At 61.1% G+C, this 16,578-nt stretch carries 15 protein-coding genes and 1 other RNA gene; 5 read left to right on the top strand and 11 right to left on the bottom strand.

The genetic code is table 11. From position 1 onward, the window contains the following. Positions 1-5: 5 nt before the first annotated feature. The 10 genes from B5P46_RS18145 to B5P46_RS18100 form a co-directional block, all read right to left on the bottom strand. Positions 6-1,766, bottom strand: coding sequence for a peptidoglycan D,D-transpeptidase FtsI family protein (locus B5P46_RS18145; protein ID WP_129419899.1), 1,761 nt, complete (start codon positions 1,764-1,766; stop codon positions 6-8). Continuing rightward, positions 1,766-2,215 (bottom strand): cell division protein FtsL, encoded by a 450-nt coding sequence (gene ftsL, locus B5P46_RS18140; protein ID WP_129419897.1) that lies wholly within the window; start codon positions 2,213-2,215, stop codon positions 1,766-1,768. The genes B5P46_RS18145 and ftsL overlap by 1 nt, the downstream gene beginning before the upstream one ends. A gap of 1 nt (position 2,216) precedes the next feature. Further along, positions 2,217-3,242: a 16S rRNA (cytosine(1402)-N(4))-methyltransferase RsmH gene (gene rsmH, locus B5P46_RS18135; RefSeq protein ID WP_129419895.1), complete on the bottom strand. Its 1,026-nt coding sequence runs from the start codon at positions 3,240-3,242 to the stop codon at positions 2,217-2,219. Between the two features lie 17 nt (positions 3,243-3,259). Beyond that, positions 3,260-3,697, bottom strand: a complete 438-nt coding sequence (gene mraZ / locus B5P46_RS18130; RefSeq protein ID WP_007630088.1) for a division/cell wall cluster transcriptional repressor MraZ — start codon at positions 3,695-3,697, stop codon at positions 3,260-3,262. Positions 3,698-4,123: 426 nt separating this feature from the next. Continuing rightward, positions 4,124-4,523: RNase P RNA component class A (gene rnpB / locus B5P46_RS18125), an RNA gene on the bottom strand. A gap of 53 nt (positions 4,524-4,576) precedes the next feature. Further along, positions 4,577-5,752, bottom strand: coding sequence for an NAD(P)/FAD-dependent oxidoreductase (locus tag B5P46_RS18120; protein WP_129419893.1), 1,176 nt, complete (start codon positions 5,750-5,752; stop codon positions 4,577-4,579). A 104-nt stretch (positions 5,753-5,856) separates the two neighbouring features. Continuing rightward, on the bottom strand, positions 5,857-7,047 hold the full coding sequence (locus B5P46_RS18115) for an NAD(P)/FAD-dependent oxidoreductase (protein ID WP_129419891.1): 1,191 nt from the start codon (positions 7,045-7,047) through the stop codon (positions 5,857-5,859). An 81-nt stretch (positions 7,048-7,128) separates the two neighbouring features. Next, the gene (locus B5P46_RS18110) at positions 7,129-7,749 is read right to left on the bottom strand and encodes a lytic transglycosylase domain-containing protein (RefSeq protein WP_129419889.1); all 621 of its coding nucleotides are present in this window, start codon (positions 7,747-7,749) and stop codon (positions 7,129-7,131) included. A gap of 261 nt (positions 7,750-8,010) precedes the next feature. Beyond that, positions 8,011-8,772 carry an N-acetylmuramoyl-L-alanine amidase gene (locus B5P46_RS18105; RefSeq protein ID WP_129419887.1) on the bottom strand — a complete coding sequence of 254 codons (762 nt, stop codon included), beginning with the start codon at positions 8,770-8,772 and terminating at the stop codon, positions 8,011-8,013. Then, positions 8,769-9,476, bottom strand: a complete 708-nt coding sequence (locus B5P46_RS18100; RefSeq protein WP_129419886.1) for a J domain-containing protein — start codon at positions 9,474-9,476, stop codon at positions 8,769-8,771. The genes B5P46_RS18105 and B5P46_RS18100 overlap by 4 nt, the downstream gene beginning before the upstream one ends. Before the next feature lie 412 nt (positions 9,477-9,888). On the opposite strand from B5P46_RS18100, the gene B5P46_RS18095 reads away from it, so the two are divergent. The 3 genes from B5P46_RS18095 (at position 9,889) to B5P46_RS18085 (ending at position 12,853) form a co-directional block, all read left to right on the top strand. After that, a complete protein-coding gene (locus B5P46_RS18095; protein WP_029873407.1) occupies positions 9,889-11,100 on the top strand; it encodes a pyrophosphate--fructose-6-phosphate 1-phosphotransferase in 1,212 nt (403 codons plus the stop codon). A gap of 57 nt (positions 11,101-11,157) precedes the next feature. Continuing rightward, on the top strand, positions 11,158-11,793 hold the full coding sequence (locus B5P46_RS18090) for a LysE family translocator (RefSeq protein WP_129419878.1): 636 nt from the start codon (positions 11,158-11,160) through the stop codon (positions 11,791-11,793). A gap of 115 nt (positions 11,794-11,908) precedes the next feature. Continuing rightward, a complete protein-coding gene (locus B5P46_RS18085) occupies positions 11,909-12,853 on the top strand; it encodes a lytic transglycosylase domain-containing protein (protein ID WP_129419876.1) in 945 nt (314 codons plus the stop codon). A gap of 70 nt (positions 12,854-12,923) precedes the next feature. Here the strand turns inward: B5P46_RS18085 and B5P46_RS18080 are convergent, their stop codons facing one another. Further along, the gene (locus B5P46_RS18080; RefSeq protein WP_129419874.1) at positions 12,924-14,351 is read right to left on the bottom strand and encodes a serine hydrolase domain-containing protein; all 1,428 of its coding nucleotides are present in this window, start codon (positions 14,349-14,351) and stop codon (positions 12,924-12,926) included. A 219-nt stretch (positions 14,352-14,570) separates the two neighbouring features. Here B5P46_RS18080 and B5P46_RS18075 point away from each other — a divergent pair, with 219 nt between their 5' ends. Together B5P46_RS18075 and B5P46_RS18070 are read left to right on the top strand one after the other, a co-directional pair. After that, on the top strand, positions 14,571-15,815 hold the full coding sequence (locus tag B5P46_RS18075) for a DUF3419 family protein (RefSeq protein ID WP_129419873.1): 1,245 nt from the start codon (positions 14,571-14,573) through the stop codon (positions 15,813-15,815). After that, on the top strand, positions 15,812-16,486 hold the full coding sequence (locus B5P46_RS18070) for a class I SAM-dependent methyltransferase (protein WP_129419871.1): 675 nt from the start codon (positions 15,812-15,814) through the stop codon (positions 16,484-16,486). The genes B5P46_RS18075 and B5P46_RS18070 overlap by 4 nt, the downstream gene beginning before the upstream one ends. Positions 16,487-16,578: the final 92 nt, after the last annotated feature.

Genomic DNA, 16,578 nt, shown 5'->3' with positions numbered 1-16,578 from the left:
CACACTCAATAAGACACCAGCAAGGCCGATCCGCCCTCCCCGAATTTCGGCTCGATGCCGAGAATGGGAGCCGCGCGGCTGATGATATCACGGGCGATCGGGCCGGCCGTACCGGCGGAGAGCGTTCCGCCATATTGCTTTTCGCCGGTCTTCGGCTCGTCGCAGAAGGTGATCACCGCATATCGGGGATTGTCGATCGGGAAGGCGGCAATGAAGGAATTGAAGTTCAGCGTCGAGGAATACCGACCGTTCACCACCTTGTCGGCCGTACCCGTCTTGCTGCCGACGCCGAAGCCCGGTACGCGGGCCACGCGTCCGGAACCCTTGTACCCGTTGAAGTCAAGGAGATAGCGGACCTCGTCGCTAGTCGACTTCTTGAGGACCTGCTTAGCGATCTGATCGGCCTGTTCGCGCGTGCGCGGCAGGAATGTCGGCTCGATCAGCTTGCCGCCATTGACGAGGGCGGCCGCCGCCACGCCCGTCTGCAGCGCCGTCGTCGAAACACCGTGGCCGAAAGAAATCGTGATCGAATTGATCTTTTTCCAGACGCGCGGCTGGCTCGGCATCTTCACTTCCGGAAGCTCGGTCTGCATTTTTGTCAACAGGCCGAGCTTGGTCAGATAGTCCTTCTGCGTATCGATGCCGACGATGTCGATGACACGCGCCGTACCGATATTCGAAGAATACTGAAAAATCTCGGGAACGGTCAGCCAACGGCGCTGCCCGTGAAAATCGTGGATGGTGAAGCCGCCGATATAGATCGATTTGCTGGCATCGAAACTGTCGGTCATCTTCACCTTGCCGCTATCGAGCGCCATGGCCAGCGAAAAGGTCTTGAAGGTCGAGCCCATTTCGAAGGTGCCGTTGGTCATCCGGTTGAGCCAACCCTCCTTGGCGCCTTCCTGCGGATCGTTCGGATCGAAATCCGGCGCCGATGCCATCGCCAGCACTTCCCCCGTATGCACGTCGATAACCGCAGCACCGGCGCCCTTGGCCTGGAAGTTGTTGACGGCGTTGACGACCGCGTCCCGGACGATGTTCTGCACGCGCAGGTCGATCGATAGCCGCACCGGCTCGAGCGGCTGGTCGCTGGTCATGCCGACGGAGGCGAGATCGGCAAGGCCCTGGTCGTCGATAAATTTCTCCATGCCGGCGACACCGCGGTTGTCGATGTTGACGTAACCGAGGATATGCGCGGCGGTCGCCCCGCCCGGATAGAAGCGGCGCTTCTCCGGCCGGAAGCCGATGCCGGGAATGCCGAGCGCCAGGATCTGGCTCTGCTGCTTCGGCGTCAGTTGCCGGCGCAGCCAGGCGAAATGCGAGGTTTTGACCGAGAGCTTCTTATAAGTGTCCCTGACGTCGAGCTCCGGCAGCACCGTTGCAAGCTTCTCGACCGCCTCGTCGGCGTCGACGATCTTGTTCGGCTCGGCAAACAGCGAGACGGTGCGGATGTCGGTCGCCAGCACCTCGCCGTTCCGGTCGAGAATGTCGGGGCGCGAGGCCATCAGTCGGTCGGGCGGCAGGATGCTGGAGACGACCTCCTGATCCTTCATCGCATATTCGACGAGACGGCCGCCGATGACGGCGTAGACACCCATGAAGCCAAGGATCAGCAGGCCGACGCGGCTTTTTGCCTGCCCTGATTTCTTCTTGCGCGATCCCTCGATCGCCAGGCCGGCGGGGGAAGGACCGCCGAACCGGTTATAGACGCCGGCGGAGAAATGCGCCTGGCTCTTCAAAACCATGATGCGGGAAAGAAACGACATTATTCCTCCACCGAGCCGGTTTCGATCTGGTCTGCATCTTCTGCCTCACCACGTGGCGCGGGCATCGGGATGGGCTGCACCTTGGCGGTGGCTTGCGCGCCCTTGGCGGTGTCTGGCGCGCCTTTGGCCTTTGCCTCCGTCACGTCAGGCACGGGAACCTCGGATTTCAGCATCGGCAATTCCTTGGCATGCACGAGCGCCGTCGATTCCGTCGGCTGCAGCTTCAATTCTTCATTATAGGCCTTGACCAGCCGCTCCAGCCGGTTCGGCTGCGATTGCAGCGCCCAGTCGGCCTTGAGAAGGTCGATCGTGTCCTTCTCAAGCTTGATCTCGGCTTCGAGGCGATGAACCTCCTCGAGCTTCAATTCGGCGCGGTGCTTGATCGTGTAGGTCACGGCGGCGGTGGCCGTCATGACGCCGATGAGCACGAGATCGAACGTTTTCAGCATATCAACCTCCAAGCTTTCCGAGACTGGCAAGATTGGGAAACCCGAAGAGCGACATATCCGCGGCTTCGGCGGCGGCGTCCGTCCTCAGGCCGGCGCGCAGCTTGGCGGAGCGGGCGCGCGGATTGATCTCGGCCTCCGCCTCGCTTGCCGAAACCATCGGCTTGCCGATCGCCGCAAAGGTTGCCGCCCGCTCATGCGCGATCGGCAGATGCCGCGAACCCGACGCCTTGCCGGCGCGATCGGAGAAGAATTTCTTGACGATGCGGTCTTCGAGCGAATGAAAGGTGACGACGACAAGCCGACCGCCTGGCTTCAGCGCCGTTTCCGCCGCAAACAGCGCCTGCGCCAGTTCGCCGAGTTCGTCGTTGACGAAGATACGCAATGCCTGGAAGACGCGCGTTGCCGGATGGATCTTGTCCTTCATCTTGCGCGGCGTGACGAGCTCGATGAGACCGGCGAGATCGCGTGTCGTTTCAAATGGCTTTTCGGCGCGGCGCTTCTCGATCGCATGGGCGATGCGCGGCGCCTGGCTTTCCTCGCCGAGAAAATGGAAGATGCGGATGAGATCGGCGACCTTGGCGCGGTTGACGACATCGGCGGCCGAAACGCCTTCGGCCGACATGCGCATGTCGAGCGGCCCGTTCTTCTGGAAGGAGAAGCCACGTTCGGCCTCGTCGATCTGCATGGAGGAGACGCCGATATCGAGCACGACGCCCTCAAGCCCGCCTTGCGGCGCATGATCGGCAAGATGCGAGAATTGCGAGTGAACGAGCCTGAGACGACCGCCATGGGCGGCAACCATCGCTTGGCCAGCCGCAATCGCCGTCGGATCGCGATCGAGCGCGATCACCTCGGCGCCGGCAGCAAGGATGGCTGAACTGTAACCGCCCGCACCGAACGTACCGTCGAGGATGAGTTTGCCGGGCGCGGGCGCCAATGCCGCAAGAACTTCGTCGAGAAGAACAGGAATGTGACGAACCGGTCCGCCACCGGCATCAGTTGAACCTCCGCCAGGATTCGCCACCATTCCATTCCCTCGTTCTTTCAGGAACGCTTGCCCGCCAGCTTGCGCTCCCCTCGTGCCTGCGCCTGTGCGGCCACAAAAGCCTGCGGCTGCCAGAGCTGAAAATGATCCGCCCGACCGACGAAGGTCACTTCGTCCGAGATGCCGGTAAAGCCACGAATGAAATCCGTGACCATCAGCCGCCCCTCGGCGTCGAGCTTCATGAAGACCCCGCCTCCATGAATGAGAAGCGACATCTCGTTCGCATCCGGCGAAAACGGATCCTCCGCAGCAATCTGCCGTTCGAATCTTTCGAGAAGATCCGGACCGCCGACGCTGATCGCCGGAAACACAAAGTCCTGGAAGCAATAGAGCTCCTGAACATTGCGCTGCGCCAGCACGGAACGGAACACAGAAGGCACGGAAACCCTGCCCTTGGCATCGATCCTGTTGGTCGCGTTCGAAAGGAAGCGGCTCATGACACGAAACATCCGTTCCCGCAGGGATCCGGACCAAAAGACGCCCGAAACTCCCGATATCAGGCACAGCTTCGCAAGCCGGATGAGCAAAAACCCCTCCGACGCTTCCGGATAGGAAGACGCCTTTGCTTTGCGATGAATGGGCAGGTGATTGCCCTGGTGCAGTGCGCATTTGGGATAGCATGGGACCATATGGGCGTCAATGGGATGCGCCCATTTTGCAGTGGACGCGTGATCAAAAATTTATAAGCCGTTAAGTTTAACAAAGGGTTAGGATCACTCTCTCGCAAGAGGTGCGCAACCACGTTTCCGCAAAAAGAATTTCCGCCGGAGGAATGCATCAGCGCCCGCTTGAAAGCGTTCGATTCCAGTGACTTATGTCGAAATGATCCCTGAGTTCGGGGTTTTGTCGCGCCACAAGAGTTAATCGCCAGTTGGCCTGTAAGCCGGGTTCTGTATGGCTCCGGCGTGAACCGGAACGTGGCAGCCATTCCTCTGGGACAGCGTTCGCACGCTGCCTCACGCAACCCACCCGGATGACTGGCCTGGAAACCAGCCGGAAGGCCTTTCGGCCTACCGCGTCATCCCTATTCGGTCTTGCTCCCGGTGGGGTTTACCGTGCCATTTCCGTTGCCGGAGATGCGGTGGGCTCTTACCCCACCCTTTCACCCTTACCTGCGCGAACGCAGGCGGTTTGCTTTCTGTGGCACTTTCCCTGAGGTCGCCCTCGCCGGACGTTATCCGGCACCGTGTTTCCGTGGAGCCCGGACTTTCCTCACCCTACCGCCTTTCGGCATTGGTAAAGCGCGGCTGCCCAGCCAACTGGCAGGGCTCCCATAAACGAGAGAGATCGCAATTGCTATCGAAATCAAAATTTATTTATCGAAATTGCGGTGTGAAATCCGTGGAGTAGCCCTGTTCGCTGATTCTGCCTGACAAAAGCAGCTCGGCCCCGAGCCGGCCGATTTCGTCCGAGCTCTTGGCCGACGTGCCGGCGCAGCCTGTCAGTACCGCGATCTCAGGCGATGAGGTGTAGCCGATCATGGGATAGCCGCTTTCCGTATGCGACACGACGCAGGCGGCCGTCGAAATCGAGAGCGGCACCATATCGGGCACGAGACCTTCAACGATGCGTTTGAGATGCACGCGCACCGTATCGCGCCCCTCGGTCTTGAACCAAGCGCGCATTTCCGTGTCGTCGCTGAGCGCCAGATCGTCAGGATCGCCGCCGATCTTCAGGTAGAATTTGCCGTTGGGATACCGGATCGGCGGCAGCAGATAGATATCGATGCCGGGCGCCCGGAGAACGAGCGACGGCATCGCGGCCAGGCGCGCCGCGTCGGCATCGCTTACCTCGAAAAGCGTCACGGTCCGGGCATAAACCGTCATGGCAACGGGCCGCGGCAATAGATTCTCGGCAATGGAAAATCCGCCTGCTGCCAGCAGCACCTTTTCAGCACGATAGCTCAGGCCACCGGCCGTCTCGACCACAGCCGATCCACCTTCGCTGCGGATCGAAACGACATGATCGCGGATGACGGCCGCACCAGCCTTTTCCGCCAGCAACGATTGGGCTTTCACAAGCTTGCGCGGGCTGATGTGGCCGGCGCCCCTCGCCTGGAAGACGCCCGCGCCATCATCAGGAAAGGCGAAGAAGGGAAAAGCAGCCTTCAGACCGGCCCCATCGAGAAGGCGGGTCTCGACGCCAAGCGAGACGGCCGCCTGCCGGGTTCTCTCGAGATAATCGCCCCCGGTCGGCGCGACGACGACGCAGCCGACCTCGCGATAGAAATCGATACCGCTGTCGCGGGCGATCTCGCCATAGCGGTCGATCGAGCGGTTGGCGAGCAGCGCCCAATTGCGGTCGGGATCGATGGTGCGAGTGATGCGCCCCTCGTCGTAATGGCTGGCGAAGACGCCCTGATGCGTCTTGCGGTCATCAGGCTCGTCCGGGCCAATCACCGCGACACCGTCCGCTTGGCGCGCCAGATGCCGCGCCGCCGCTGCCCCCATCAGCCCGCGGCCGACGACGATGTATTTGAAATCGACTGCCATGCTGTCTCCTCTCAACAGCGCCGCGCGTCTTTTCAGACTCGCAACGGGCGCTGTAACACTTTGAATTGCTGAATAATTCCCTAAATCGATTCTGATCTAGGGAATTATGCAGCGGCGAAAAACGGCGTCAGTGCGCCGCCGAAATCCGCTTCGCCAAGCTGCCCTTCCGCCAGAAGCACGGCCCCTAAGCGGCCGAGTTCGTCGGAAGATTTGGCCGCAACGAAATTGCCGCCGGTCAGCACCGCGATGCGCGGCGACTGCGTAAATCCGGCATAGGGATAACCGGTCGGCGTGAAATTCGCCACGCAGGGCGCCGAGGTCACGCGGCAGCCCGCAAGCTCCGGCATCAGCTGCAGAGCGATGGCTGAGAGATGATCGCGCTCAGCGGCGCTGCCGTCGGAACGGAACCACGCGCCGGCATCCTCCAATCGTTCGAAAGAAAGCGCCTCAGTGTCGCCACCGAGTTTCAGATAGGTCTTGCCGTCGGGATAACGCACCGGCGGCAGGATATAGATGTGATCCTCTTCCCGGTCACCGAGCACGATCGTCGACGGCATATCGCTGAAGATCGCCATCTCGCGCTCGCCGATCTCATAGAAGGCGACCGTGCGCGCCATGACCCTGGTATCGACGGGACGCGGCAGCAAGGCATGGAAATTACTGAAACCGCCAGCGGCGACCAGCACGCGCTCGGCGCTGTAGCGTCTGCCGCCGGCCGTCACCTCGACGTGGGAACCCGCATCGCGCACCGATGTTACGGTGGCCTCGATCAGCGAGACGCCGCCCTGTTCGGCAAGCTTGCCCTGCGCCCGCACCAGCGCCCGCGGGTTGATGTGGCCGGCGCGCTTGCGCTCGAAATACCCTGTGAAATCGGCGGCGACGGCAAGATAGGGAAAACGTTGGCCGAGTTCCGACGGCGCGATGGTCTCGATGTTGCTGCCGAGCGTCCGGCTGACCGTCAGCGCCCTTTCGATATAGTCCTGCTCGTTCTTCTCAGGACCGGCAAAGAGGCAGCCGACCTCCGAATAGAAGGAGATGCCGCTCTTTGCCTCGATCTCGCGATAGCGGTCGAGCGCGCGGGCGGCGAAGGTTCCCCAGGCAAGATTGCCGTCGAAGGTGCGGGTGATGCGCGCTTCGTCGTAATGGCTGGCGAAGACGCCGTGATGGGCCTTGCGCTCCTCCGGCTCGCGCGGGCCGATCAGTGCGATGCCGTCGGCCATCGAGGAGAGATGCCGCGCGGCGGCAGTACCCATCATGCCGCGTCCGATGATGATGAACCTGAAATCGACTGCCATATCCCACCTCGCTAAATTCCAGCGATACCATGGCAATCATCTTGAATCATCCAGCTCTTGTCAGGGATAAGCGCCTCAGGCTCAGAGCATTGCCAGAACCTTGCCGCAATAGGACTTGGACACCGGGTTCATGCGCGTGGCGCCATGGCCGGCATTATATTTGAGGATGGTGTTGCAGGTCTCGCCACCACCGAGATCATGGGCGGCAGCCAGATATTTCATGCCGTACTTGATGTTGGTTTCCGGATCGAACAGGCCCTTGGCGCTGCCGGAATAGCCCATCATGCGGGCAGTTGCAGGCTTTATCTGCATCAGACCGATTTCACCGTGGCTGCCGCGCGCATTCGGATTGAAATTGCTTTCGATGCGGATGACCGCGGTCGCAAGCGCAACCGGTACCTCATATTGGCTCGCATATTTGCTGATCAGTGCGGAATAGGAATTGCCGGAAACATTGGCGACGGGATAACCGCTCTGGCGCTCGACCGTCTTCAGCGGGCGTTCCGCCGTCTTGAGCGGACGCTTCGCCGGCTTGACCGAACGCTCCGCTTTCTTCAACGGACGCTCTGTCTTCTTCGCAGGACGCTCGACTTTCTTCACCGGCGCATCAGCTCGCACACCCCAATCATTCGCAAAGGCAAAGCTATTTCCGGCCAGCACCATGCCAAAGCACGTTGCAGCAACAACAATCAGTTTTCTCATGTAGTCTTGAACACTCCGACCCAAAGAATTACCGGACGGCGCGCCTCGCTGTCATAATGAATACCAGATCAAGGACAGATCAGGATTCGCGGTAATTCTTATCGTTTCACATAGCGCCCGTGGTTTAACTCGAAAACAACCCCGAGCCCCGCTTGGCGACGTTCTTAGACCATCGCAATGAGGAGATAATAGGGAAATGATGTGGCAGGCCGAATTTCGCGCTGCAGTGCGAAATTCGGCGTTTCAGTAATTGTCGAGGAATCAGGAATAACGCGGCAAAGCCGACAGCAGCCGGTGCAACGTGTCGATCGTCGAGAAATCGGCGATGCCATCTATCCGCTCGGGCCGAAAATGGCGCTGGAAAGCTTCGACGTCACCGGCCATTTTTTCCGAGAATTCGCCTGTGATTTCAGTGCCGTAACCATAAAGCGACAGCATCGACTGCAGCGCTTCCACAGGTTGGCCGGTATCGCCGCGCTGGAAGAAGCGCCCTCCGGTGATCGTTGCCGGCTCGACCCAGTGCCCAATGCCCGCTTGGTGGAGCGCGGCCCAGGGGAATTTCTCGCCCGGATCGACCTTGCGGATCGGAGCAACATCGGAATGCCCGAGGACCCGTTCAGGCGTGATCGACCAACGTTTGACACAGTCGCGACACAATTCGATCACTGCGGCGATCTGCTCTTTCGGATAATCAGGAAGCCCGCCGGGATGGCCTGCATTGGCGATTTCGATGCCGATCGACAGCGAATTGATATCGGTCTCGCCGTGCCAACTGCTTTTTCCCGCATGCCAGGCACGCCGCATTTCCGGCACGAGCTGCACGACCTCGCCATTCTCATGCACGAAATAGTGGCTGGAAACCTGGCTCTCGGCGCGACAGAGCCAGTCGAGCGCACCATCTGCCGTCGGCATGCCGGTATAGTGCAATAGGATCATGTCGGGACGGCGCCCGTCCGTCCGTTCGCCATGGTTCGGCGAAGGCTGCACCCGGGCACTTCTGCAGTCGGCCTCGAAAGAGGTCATGCGGCGCGGCGTTCCTTCTCGATCGCCTCGTAGGCCGCGTTCAGCGCCGCCATGCGCTCATTGGCGATCACATGGAATTCCTTCGGCACGCCGCGCGAGATCAGCCGGTCGGGATGATGTTCACTGACGAGACCGTGGTAGCGGCGGCGGATGGTCGGGAAATCATCCGAAGGCGAGACGCCGAGCACCTTGTAGGGATCGCCGCCGGACGAGACGTGGCGGGCGGCGATCTGCTCGAAGCGGGTCTCGCTCATCTGGAAGATCTCGCCGATATGGCCCAGGAAATTCAGCTCCTTCTCGTGGATCAACCCGTCAGCCTTGGCGATGTGGAAGAGCCCGTCGAGCACGTCTTCCAGCACCGGGCAATTGGCCGCACAGGTAACGCAGAGCGTGGAGAGCCGTTCGGCATAGGCTTCGTAGCCAGCGACGTCCTGCCGCGCGAGGTTGTAAAGTCTGGCGACGTTCTTCGCCTGATCCTCCGGGAATTCGAAGATTTCGCGGAAGGCTTGGACCTCCTTCTCGCTGACAATGCCATCGGCCTTGGCCATCTTGGCCGACAGCGCAATGATCGCGACCGAGAAAGCCACCTTACGCCGGGTCTCGGGATCGCCTTCAAAAACCGTCCGGATAGCCTCGACCACCGCAGACAGCGCATTGCCTGCGGTATTGCCAATGGCATTCAACAGTTTTTCCCAGAAGGACATCGAAAATCTCACACACGTGTCAACTTATAGAGAAACAGCTTGACCAAAGAATCGCAGCCTTTGCAAGGCGACTATTCGTCGTATGGCCGAACACAGTTTTCACGATTTGGTAATTGTCGCACCGCAACAAACGATTCATCACGCCCGCTTTCATCTCGCGTGAGGGCATGGACGGCGGTCGCCGACATTGCCCGGGCACGTGGATTCCGGAACGCGCGGCGGAAATTTCCACGGGCAGTTCCCGACAGGCAGACCGGGCTTGAAACGATTATATCGGCACTTCGCGTCGCCTTTGCGGTCCAACACGGCGGAAAGGCGCATTTTTCGTAAATTCTTTACTTTACAGGGCCCTTTCCCTGCCGCATCCATGCGCTAGCTAACGCTGCCGCACCGAAACACCGTAGGAGGGATCATGGCCAAACAGAAAGTCGCAATGCTGACCGCTGGAGGCCTGGCGCCCTGTCTTTCGTCCGCCGTCGGCGGCCTTATCGAACGCTATAGCGACGTCGCGCCCGAGCTCGAAATCGTCGCTTACAAGTCGGGCTACCAGGGTGTGCTCCTCGGCGACAGCATCGAGATCACCCGCGCGATGCGCGAAAAGGCGCCGCTGCTGCACCGCTACGGCGGCTCGCCGATCGGCAACAGCCGCGTCAAGCTCACCAATGCCGCCGACTGCGTCAAGCGCGGCCTGGTCAAGGAAGGCGAGAATCCCCTGCGGGTCGCCGCCGAACGCCTCGCCAATGACGGCATCACCATTCTCCACACGATCGGCGGCGACGACACCAACACCACGGCCGCCGACCTTGCCGCCTACCTCGCCGCCAACGGCTACGATCTCACCGTCGTCGGCCTGCCGAAGACTGTCGACAATGACGTCGTGCCGATCCGCCAGTCGCTCGGCGCCTGGACGGCCGCCGAAGTCGGCGCGCATTTCTTCGACAATGTCGGCAACGAGCAGACGGCCGCCCCCCGCACCCTCGTCATCCATGAAGTCATGGGCCGCCATTGCGGCTGGCTGACGGCCGCCACCGCCCGCGCCTATCTGCAGCGCACCAGCCGCAACCAGTATGTCGATGGCCTGATGATGGACGCGCATCTGAAGAGTATCGACGCCGTCTACCTGCCTGAGATGGCCTTCGACCTCGACGCCGAGGCCGCCCGCCTGAAGGAAAGCATGGACCGCAACGGCCACGCCACGGTCTTCGTCTCGGAAGGCGCCTGCCTCGATGCCATCGTCGCCGAGCGCGAAGCCGCCGGAGAGACCGTCAAGCGCGATGCTTTCGGCCATGTGAAAATCGACACGATCAATGTCGGCGCCTGGTTCCAGAAGCAGTTCGCCAATCTGCTCGACGCCGAGCGTTCCCTGGTGCAGAAATCAGGTTATTTCGCGCGCTCGGCGCCCGCCAACGGGGATGACCTCAGGCTGATCCAGAGCATGGTCGATCTCGCCGTCGAAAGCGCGCTCAATAAAGTCTCCGGCGTCACCGGCCATGATGAAGGCCAGAACGGTAAATTGCGCACTATAGAATTCCCGCGCATCAAGGGCGGCAAGGCTTTTGACCTTTCGACGGCATGGTTTGCCGAAGTCATGGACAATATAGGCCAGAAATACAAAGAAGCGTGATTGACGGATGGTTAATATGATGTCTTTGCTTGTTCCTGAGGAATAGGAGGAGACACCATGTCACTAGAAGCTTGGCTCGCTTTTGCGGCCGCATCCGCCATCATGCTGGCCATACCGGGGCCGACGATACTGCTCGTCGTTTCCTATGCGCTCGGTCATGGGCGCAGGACGGCGTTCGCGACGGTGGGCGGCGTGGCGCTTGGTGACTTCACCGCGATGACGGCTTCTCTCTTCGGTCTCGGCGCCGTCCTGGCCGCCTCCGCGACCCTCTTCACGGTCTTGAAGTGGATCGGCGGCGCCTACCTGATCTGGCTGGGAATCAAGCTCTGGCGGGCTCCCATAATCGGCGAACCGGTTGCCGACAACGACAACCTGCCGGAGGAGAAGTCGCTCAGGATCTTCCTCCACGCCTATGTCGTCACCGCCCTCAATCCGAAGAGCATCATCTTCTTCGTCGCCTTCGTGCCGCAGTTCCTCAATCCGGCCCTGCCCTTCGTCGGTCAGATGGCGATCATGGAAGCAACCTTCCTCGTGCTGGCGATCCTCAACGCCTCTACCTACGCCTTTCTCGCCCATAGCGCACGCGGACTGATTCGCAAGGCGAGCATCCAGCGCGCCGTAAACCGAACCGGAGGCACTCTGCTGATCGCTGCAGGGGCCGTAACGGCCGGGTATCGCCGTATTGCAGCCTAGTAATATTCCGTGGTTGCCGGAATGCCGCGAATAGGTTAATGGGGTCACCAGGGCTTAAGGCTTTTGGTAACTTTTATACGCTGCCGGGGCGGCGCGATTTCACGAAAGTGGCGGAATGGTAGCGATCGGATTATCCGGCCTGAAACGCAGTCTTGTCGTCTCGACGATACTCTGCGGCGTGATGACGGGATGTACGAGCGTCGAATACACGTCCCAGGCCGAACTGACAGCCGCCCAGACCGTCGTGCCGATGCCGAAACCCGGCGAAGATGCAACACTCGCCGCGATCCCGACAGCCGAAGGCGCAGCCGGTCAGGTGGTTGCAGGCGCCACCATTCCCCAGGCATCATCCCCCTCCCTGACCGCAACGGCGATGCCGGCCGTGACAGCCTCCCAGCCTGGCGATCTTACCATGCAGGCAGGCATGCAGCCGGCAGCCTATGCGCAGATCCCGCTGACGCCCGAGATGACGGCGATCCAGTCCGTCGTGCCGACGCCGCGTCCGGGAACGCCGGCACAGCCGACGACGCAGCTTGCCTTTGCCGCGACACCGCAAAACAGCGCGCTTGCAGCACTTGCCGCAGTCGACACCACGCCGCGTGCCAGCATGGATTACGGTTTCGACGAATCCGGGCCGATCGATCCGCCGACGGCACCCCCGATGTTCAGCGACGACGACAAAGACGATGCGCCGACCGTCGAGAAGAGCTTTGTCACCAAGCTCATCCAGAAATATTCGAAAATCTACGAAATTCCCGAGACCCTGCTCCATCGCGTCGTCCATCGCGAGAGCCGCTATAATGCGAAGGCCTACAACAAGCGCGGCTACTTCGGCCTGATGCAGATCAAGTACAACACCGCCAAGTCCATGGGCTATGACGGTGCCCCGGGCGGCCTCTTCGATGCCGAGACCAACATCAAATATGCCGCGAAATATCTGCGCGGCGCCTGGCTCGTCTCCGACAGCAGGGAAGACGATGCCGTCCGCCTCTATGCGCGTGGCTATTATTACGACGCCAAGCGCAAGGGCATGACCGACATCGCCCACGGTAACTATTGAAACCGGGTCATGCTGAAACGGCAGCCTCCTTTGAATATGCAGTAGAGATAGCGGCTGAATGATCCCCGGCCTATGGCTGCGGCTGGGTCTGCTGTTGTGATCCTGCCTGCTGTTGCTGCTCTCCCGGTTGCGGCAATGCCGCCAGGATCGCCTTGAGAAGCGCCTGCGGCTGGTAGTCGAACCAGCTCGGTGTCAGGCCAAGCCTGACGACCACCAGATTGGCGGAAGGCACGATCGCCACGCTCTGCCCGTCATGCCCCGTCAGCCAGAATGTATCCTCAGGCAGCCCGGCCTCAGCGCTCGAGCCGCGGCCGGGTGCCAGCCAGGCCTGGCCCTGCGAATACCGCCCGTTCGAAGCCGCCGTCGGGGTGCGCATGGCGCCGACGAAACCCTCCGGCAACAGTCGCTGGCCGTTCCACACGCCATCCTGCAGCAGGAACTGCCCGAAGCGCGCCCAGTCATGCGCCGTCGCATAAAGATAGGAGCTTCCGGCAAACGTGCCGCGCGCATCGACTTCGAACACGGCGCTCGTCATGCCGAGCGGCGAAAACAACGCGTCGTGCGGATAGGAAAAAGCCGCCTGAGCATTGCCGACCCTGTCCATCCAGATGCGCGAGAGCAGCACGGCCGTGCCGCTCGAATAGCGGAAGCGTTGGCCGGGTGCTGCCTCCATCGGCGCATTGGCCGGCAGCGATACCATATCGGGATCGAGATAGAGCATGCGTGTCACATCGGCGACGTCGCCATAGTTCTCGTTGAAGGCAAGGCCGCTCTCCATGCCGAGCAGATCGGAAACCTTGATCTTGGCACGCGCATCGTTCTTCCACTGCGCCAGCAGGTTATCGTCATCGAAGGAGATCTTGCCGCCGAGCATCAACCGGCCGAGGATCGTCGCATTCACTGTCTTCGTCATCGACCAGCCGATCAGCGGCGTTTTCGCCGAAAAGCCGGGGCCATAGGCTTCGGCGACGATGCGGCCATTGCGCACCACCACGATCGCCCGCATTGCCGGGCCGGCAACTCCGGCATCGGAAAGCAGCGCGGCGATCTTCCCGTCTGCTGGATTGCCGGTCCCCTCGCCCTCCGGCCACAAGGCGTCGTTCGCCTGCATCTTGGCCGGCGGATCGAAAGGCGCTGCATTCGCCGCCGCCTCGAAATTGCCGTCCGGCACGCTCGTACAGCCGAAAGCACCGCGATAGAGCGCATAACTCGGCGCAAACAGCCCCATGAAGCGCGCCGTCACACGGTCGTTGTCGCGGTCGACGCTGACGCGCACCAGCCGCAGCAGCGGATTTCCAGGCGCCTGGACATCGTCATGGAGCACATCCTCCGCCTCCCGGCCGGCGATGAAGACATTGGAGCAGACGATCTTGGCGGCATAGCCGTCGCCGACGTGCAGCAGCTCTGGCGGCCGGATGAACAGCCAGCCGGCGGCAGTGATGACGAGGAGAACGAGAACGAGAGCAAGCGCCTTCAGGATACGCAGGACAAATCGCATGGCATTCCTCCATGCCGGGAGAGAAGCAGGAATCGCACGCGCCGGAAAGGGGCCTAAGCGAAGAAGAGCCATCGTCCCGATCACTTTCCGAGGAGAGCCATCCCGGTCGCTTTCCCGAGGAGGTCGAAGTCTCCCAGGAGCGGCTCCTCCACAGCCCGCGTCATCAAACTGTAGCAGAGGCGCGCTACACGCCCTGAACGCTAAAAAGGTGACAGACTCATGTCAGAATTTGCACCGGATGCCGGCTTCCGCAAGAACCGGAAACTCAAGGATGCCCTTCTCCGCCATAAGGCTTTTTCGAAGGATGGCTTTTCCGAGCGTCTCTTCGGCCTTCTCTTCTCCGGCCTCGTCTATCCGCAGATCTGGGAGGATCCGGATCTCGACATGCAGGCGATGGAGCTGAAGCCAAACCATCGCATCGTCACCATCGGTTCCGGCGGCTGTAACATGCTCGCCTATCTCTCCAAAGCGCCGGCTTCGATCGACGTGGTCGATCTCAACCCGCACCACATCGCGCTGAACCGCCTGAAGCTTGCCGCCTTCAAGCATCTTCCCGGCCATGCCGATCTCGTCCGCTTCCTGGCAATGCCGAACGAGAAGTCGAACAGCCGCGCCTACGACCAGCATCTCGCCGCCCGTCTCGACGAGGCGACCCGCAGCTACTGGAACGGCCGTAAGTTCGGCCGTCGCCGCGTCACCGTCTTCGACCGCAACATTTACGAGACGGGCCTGCTCGGCCGCTTCATCGGCGCCGCCCACCTTCTTGCCCGCCTGCATGGCGTCAAGCTGCGCGAGATGACCAAGACCCGCTCGATCCGCGAGCAGCGCCAGTTCTTCGACGAACAGATCGCGCCGCTCTTCGAAAAGCCGGTCGTGCGCTGGATCACCGGCCGCAAGAGCTCGCTCTTCGGCCTCGGCATTCCGCCGCAGCAATATGACGAACTCGCAAGTCTTGCCGCCGATCATTCGATCGCGCCAGTGCTGAAGTACCGCTTGGAAAAGCTCGCCTGTCATTTCCCGATGAGCGACAACTATTTCGCCTGGCAGGCCTTCGGCCGCCGCTACGGCACCGAAGCGGAAGGCCCGCTGCCGACCTATCTGAAGTCGGAGCACTATCAGGTGATCCGCGCCAGTGTCGACCGCGTCAATGTCCACCACGCAAGCTTCACCGAGCTTCTGGCCCGCGAGCCGGCCGCCTCACGCGACCGCTACATCCTGCTCGATGCACAGGACTGGATGACGGACGAGCAGCTGAACGACGTCTGGACGGAAATCACCCGCACGGCGCGCGAAGGCGCCCGCGTGATCTTCCGCACCGCCGCCGAAAAAAGCATCATCGAAGGCCGTTTGGCTCCGGCGATCCGCGACCAATGGAATTACTTCGAAGAGAAGTCGCGTGAACTGACTGCGCTTGATCGCTCGGCAATCTACGGCGGCTTCCACATTTACGGGAAGAAAGCGTGAGCAAGGTCGGCACTGAGACGGCAGGACAGAGCGATGAACATGCCAGCCTCATGGATGGCATGTACCGCTACCAGCGCCATATCTACGACCTGACCCGCAAATATTATCTTCTCGGCCGCGACAGCACGATCCGCAACCTCGACGTGCCCGAAGGCGGCACGCTGCTTGAAGTCGGCTGCGGCACCGGGCGCAACATGGCTTTCGCCCACAGGCATTTCCCGACCGCCAAGCTGTTCGGCCTCGACATTTCCCAGGAAATGCTGATTTCGGCGCGCAAGACCTTCGCCACCAAGGCGACGATCCCGGAATTTCGCGTCGCCGACGCCACGGCCTTCACACCGCGCGAATTCGGCGTCAGCGGTTTCGACCGCATCCTGATTTCCTACGCCCTGTCGATGATCCCGGACTGGGAGCGCGCCGTTGATGCATCGATCGCCGCCCTCAATCCCGGCGGCCAGCTGCACATCGTCGATTTCGGCCAGCAGGAAGGCTTACCGGGCTGGTTCCGGCGCATGCTGCAGTCCTGGCTTGCGAAATTCCACGTCACCCCGCGCCCCGATCTGCGCCAGGTCCTGGAAGCGCAAGCCCATGAAAACAACGCGACATTGTTGTTCGATACCGTCGGCGGCGGTTATGCCTGGCGGGCAGCTATTATCAGCAAGCGCTCATAATTCGCTTGAAACTAACCGATTTTTTACGTTGATATGGTGAAAAGAGGGTTATCCTCTGCTGACTCGTCTTTTTCGAAGGTCAGGTTGTGGGG

Origin of the sequence: Rhizobium leguminosarum (assembly GCF_004123835.1) — a bacterium.
GTDB classification, from domain to species: Bacteria; Pseudomonadota; Alphaproteobacteria; order Rhizobiales; family Rhizobiaceae; genus Rhizobium; species Rhizobium leguminosarum_M.
This window is presented reverse-complemented; position numbering and strand designations above follow the sequence as displayed.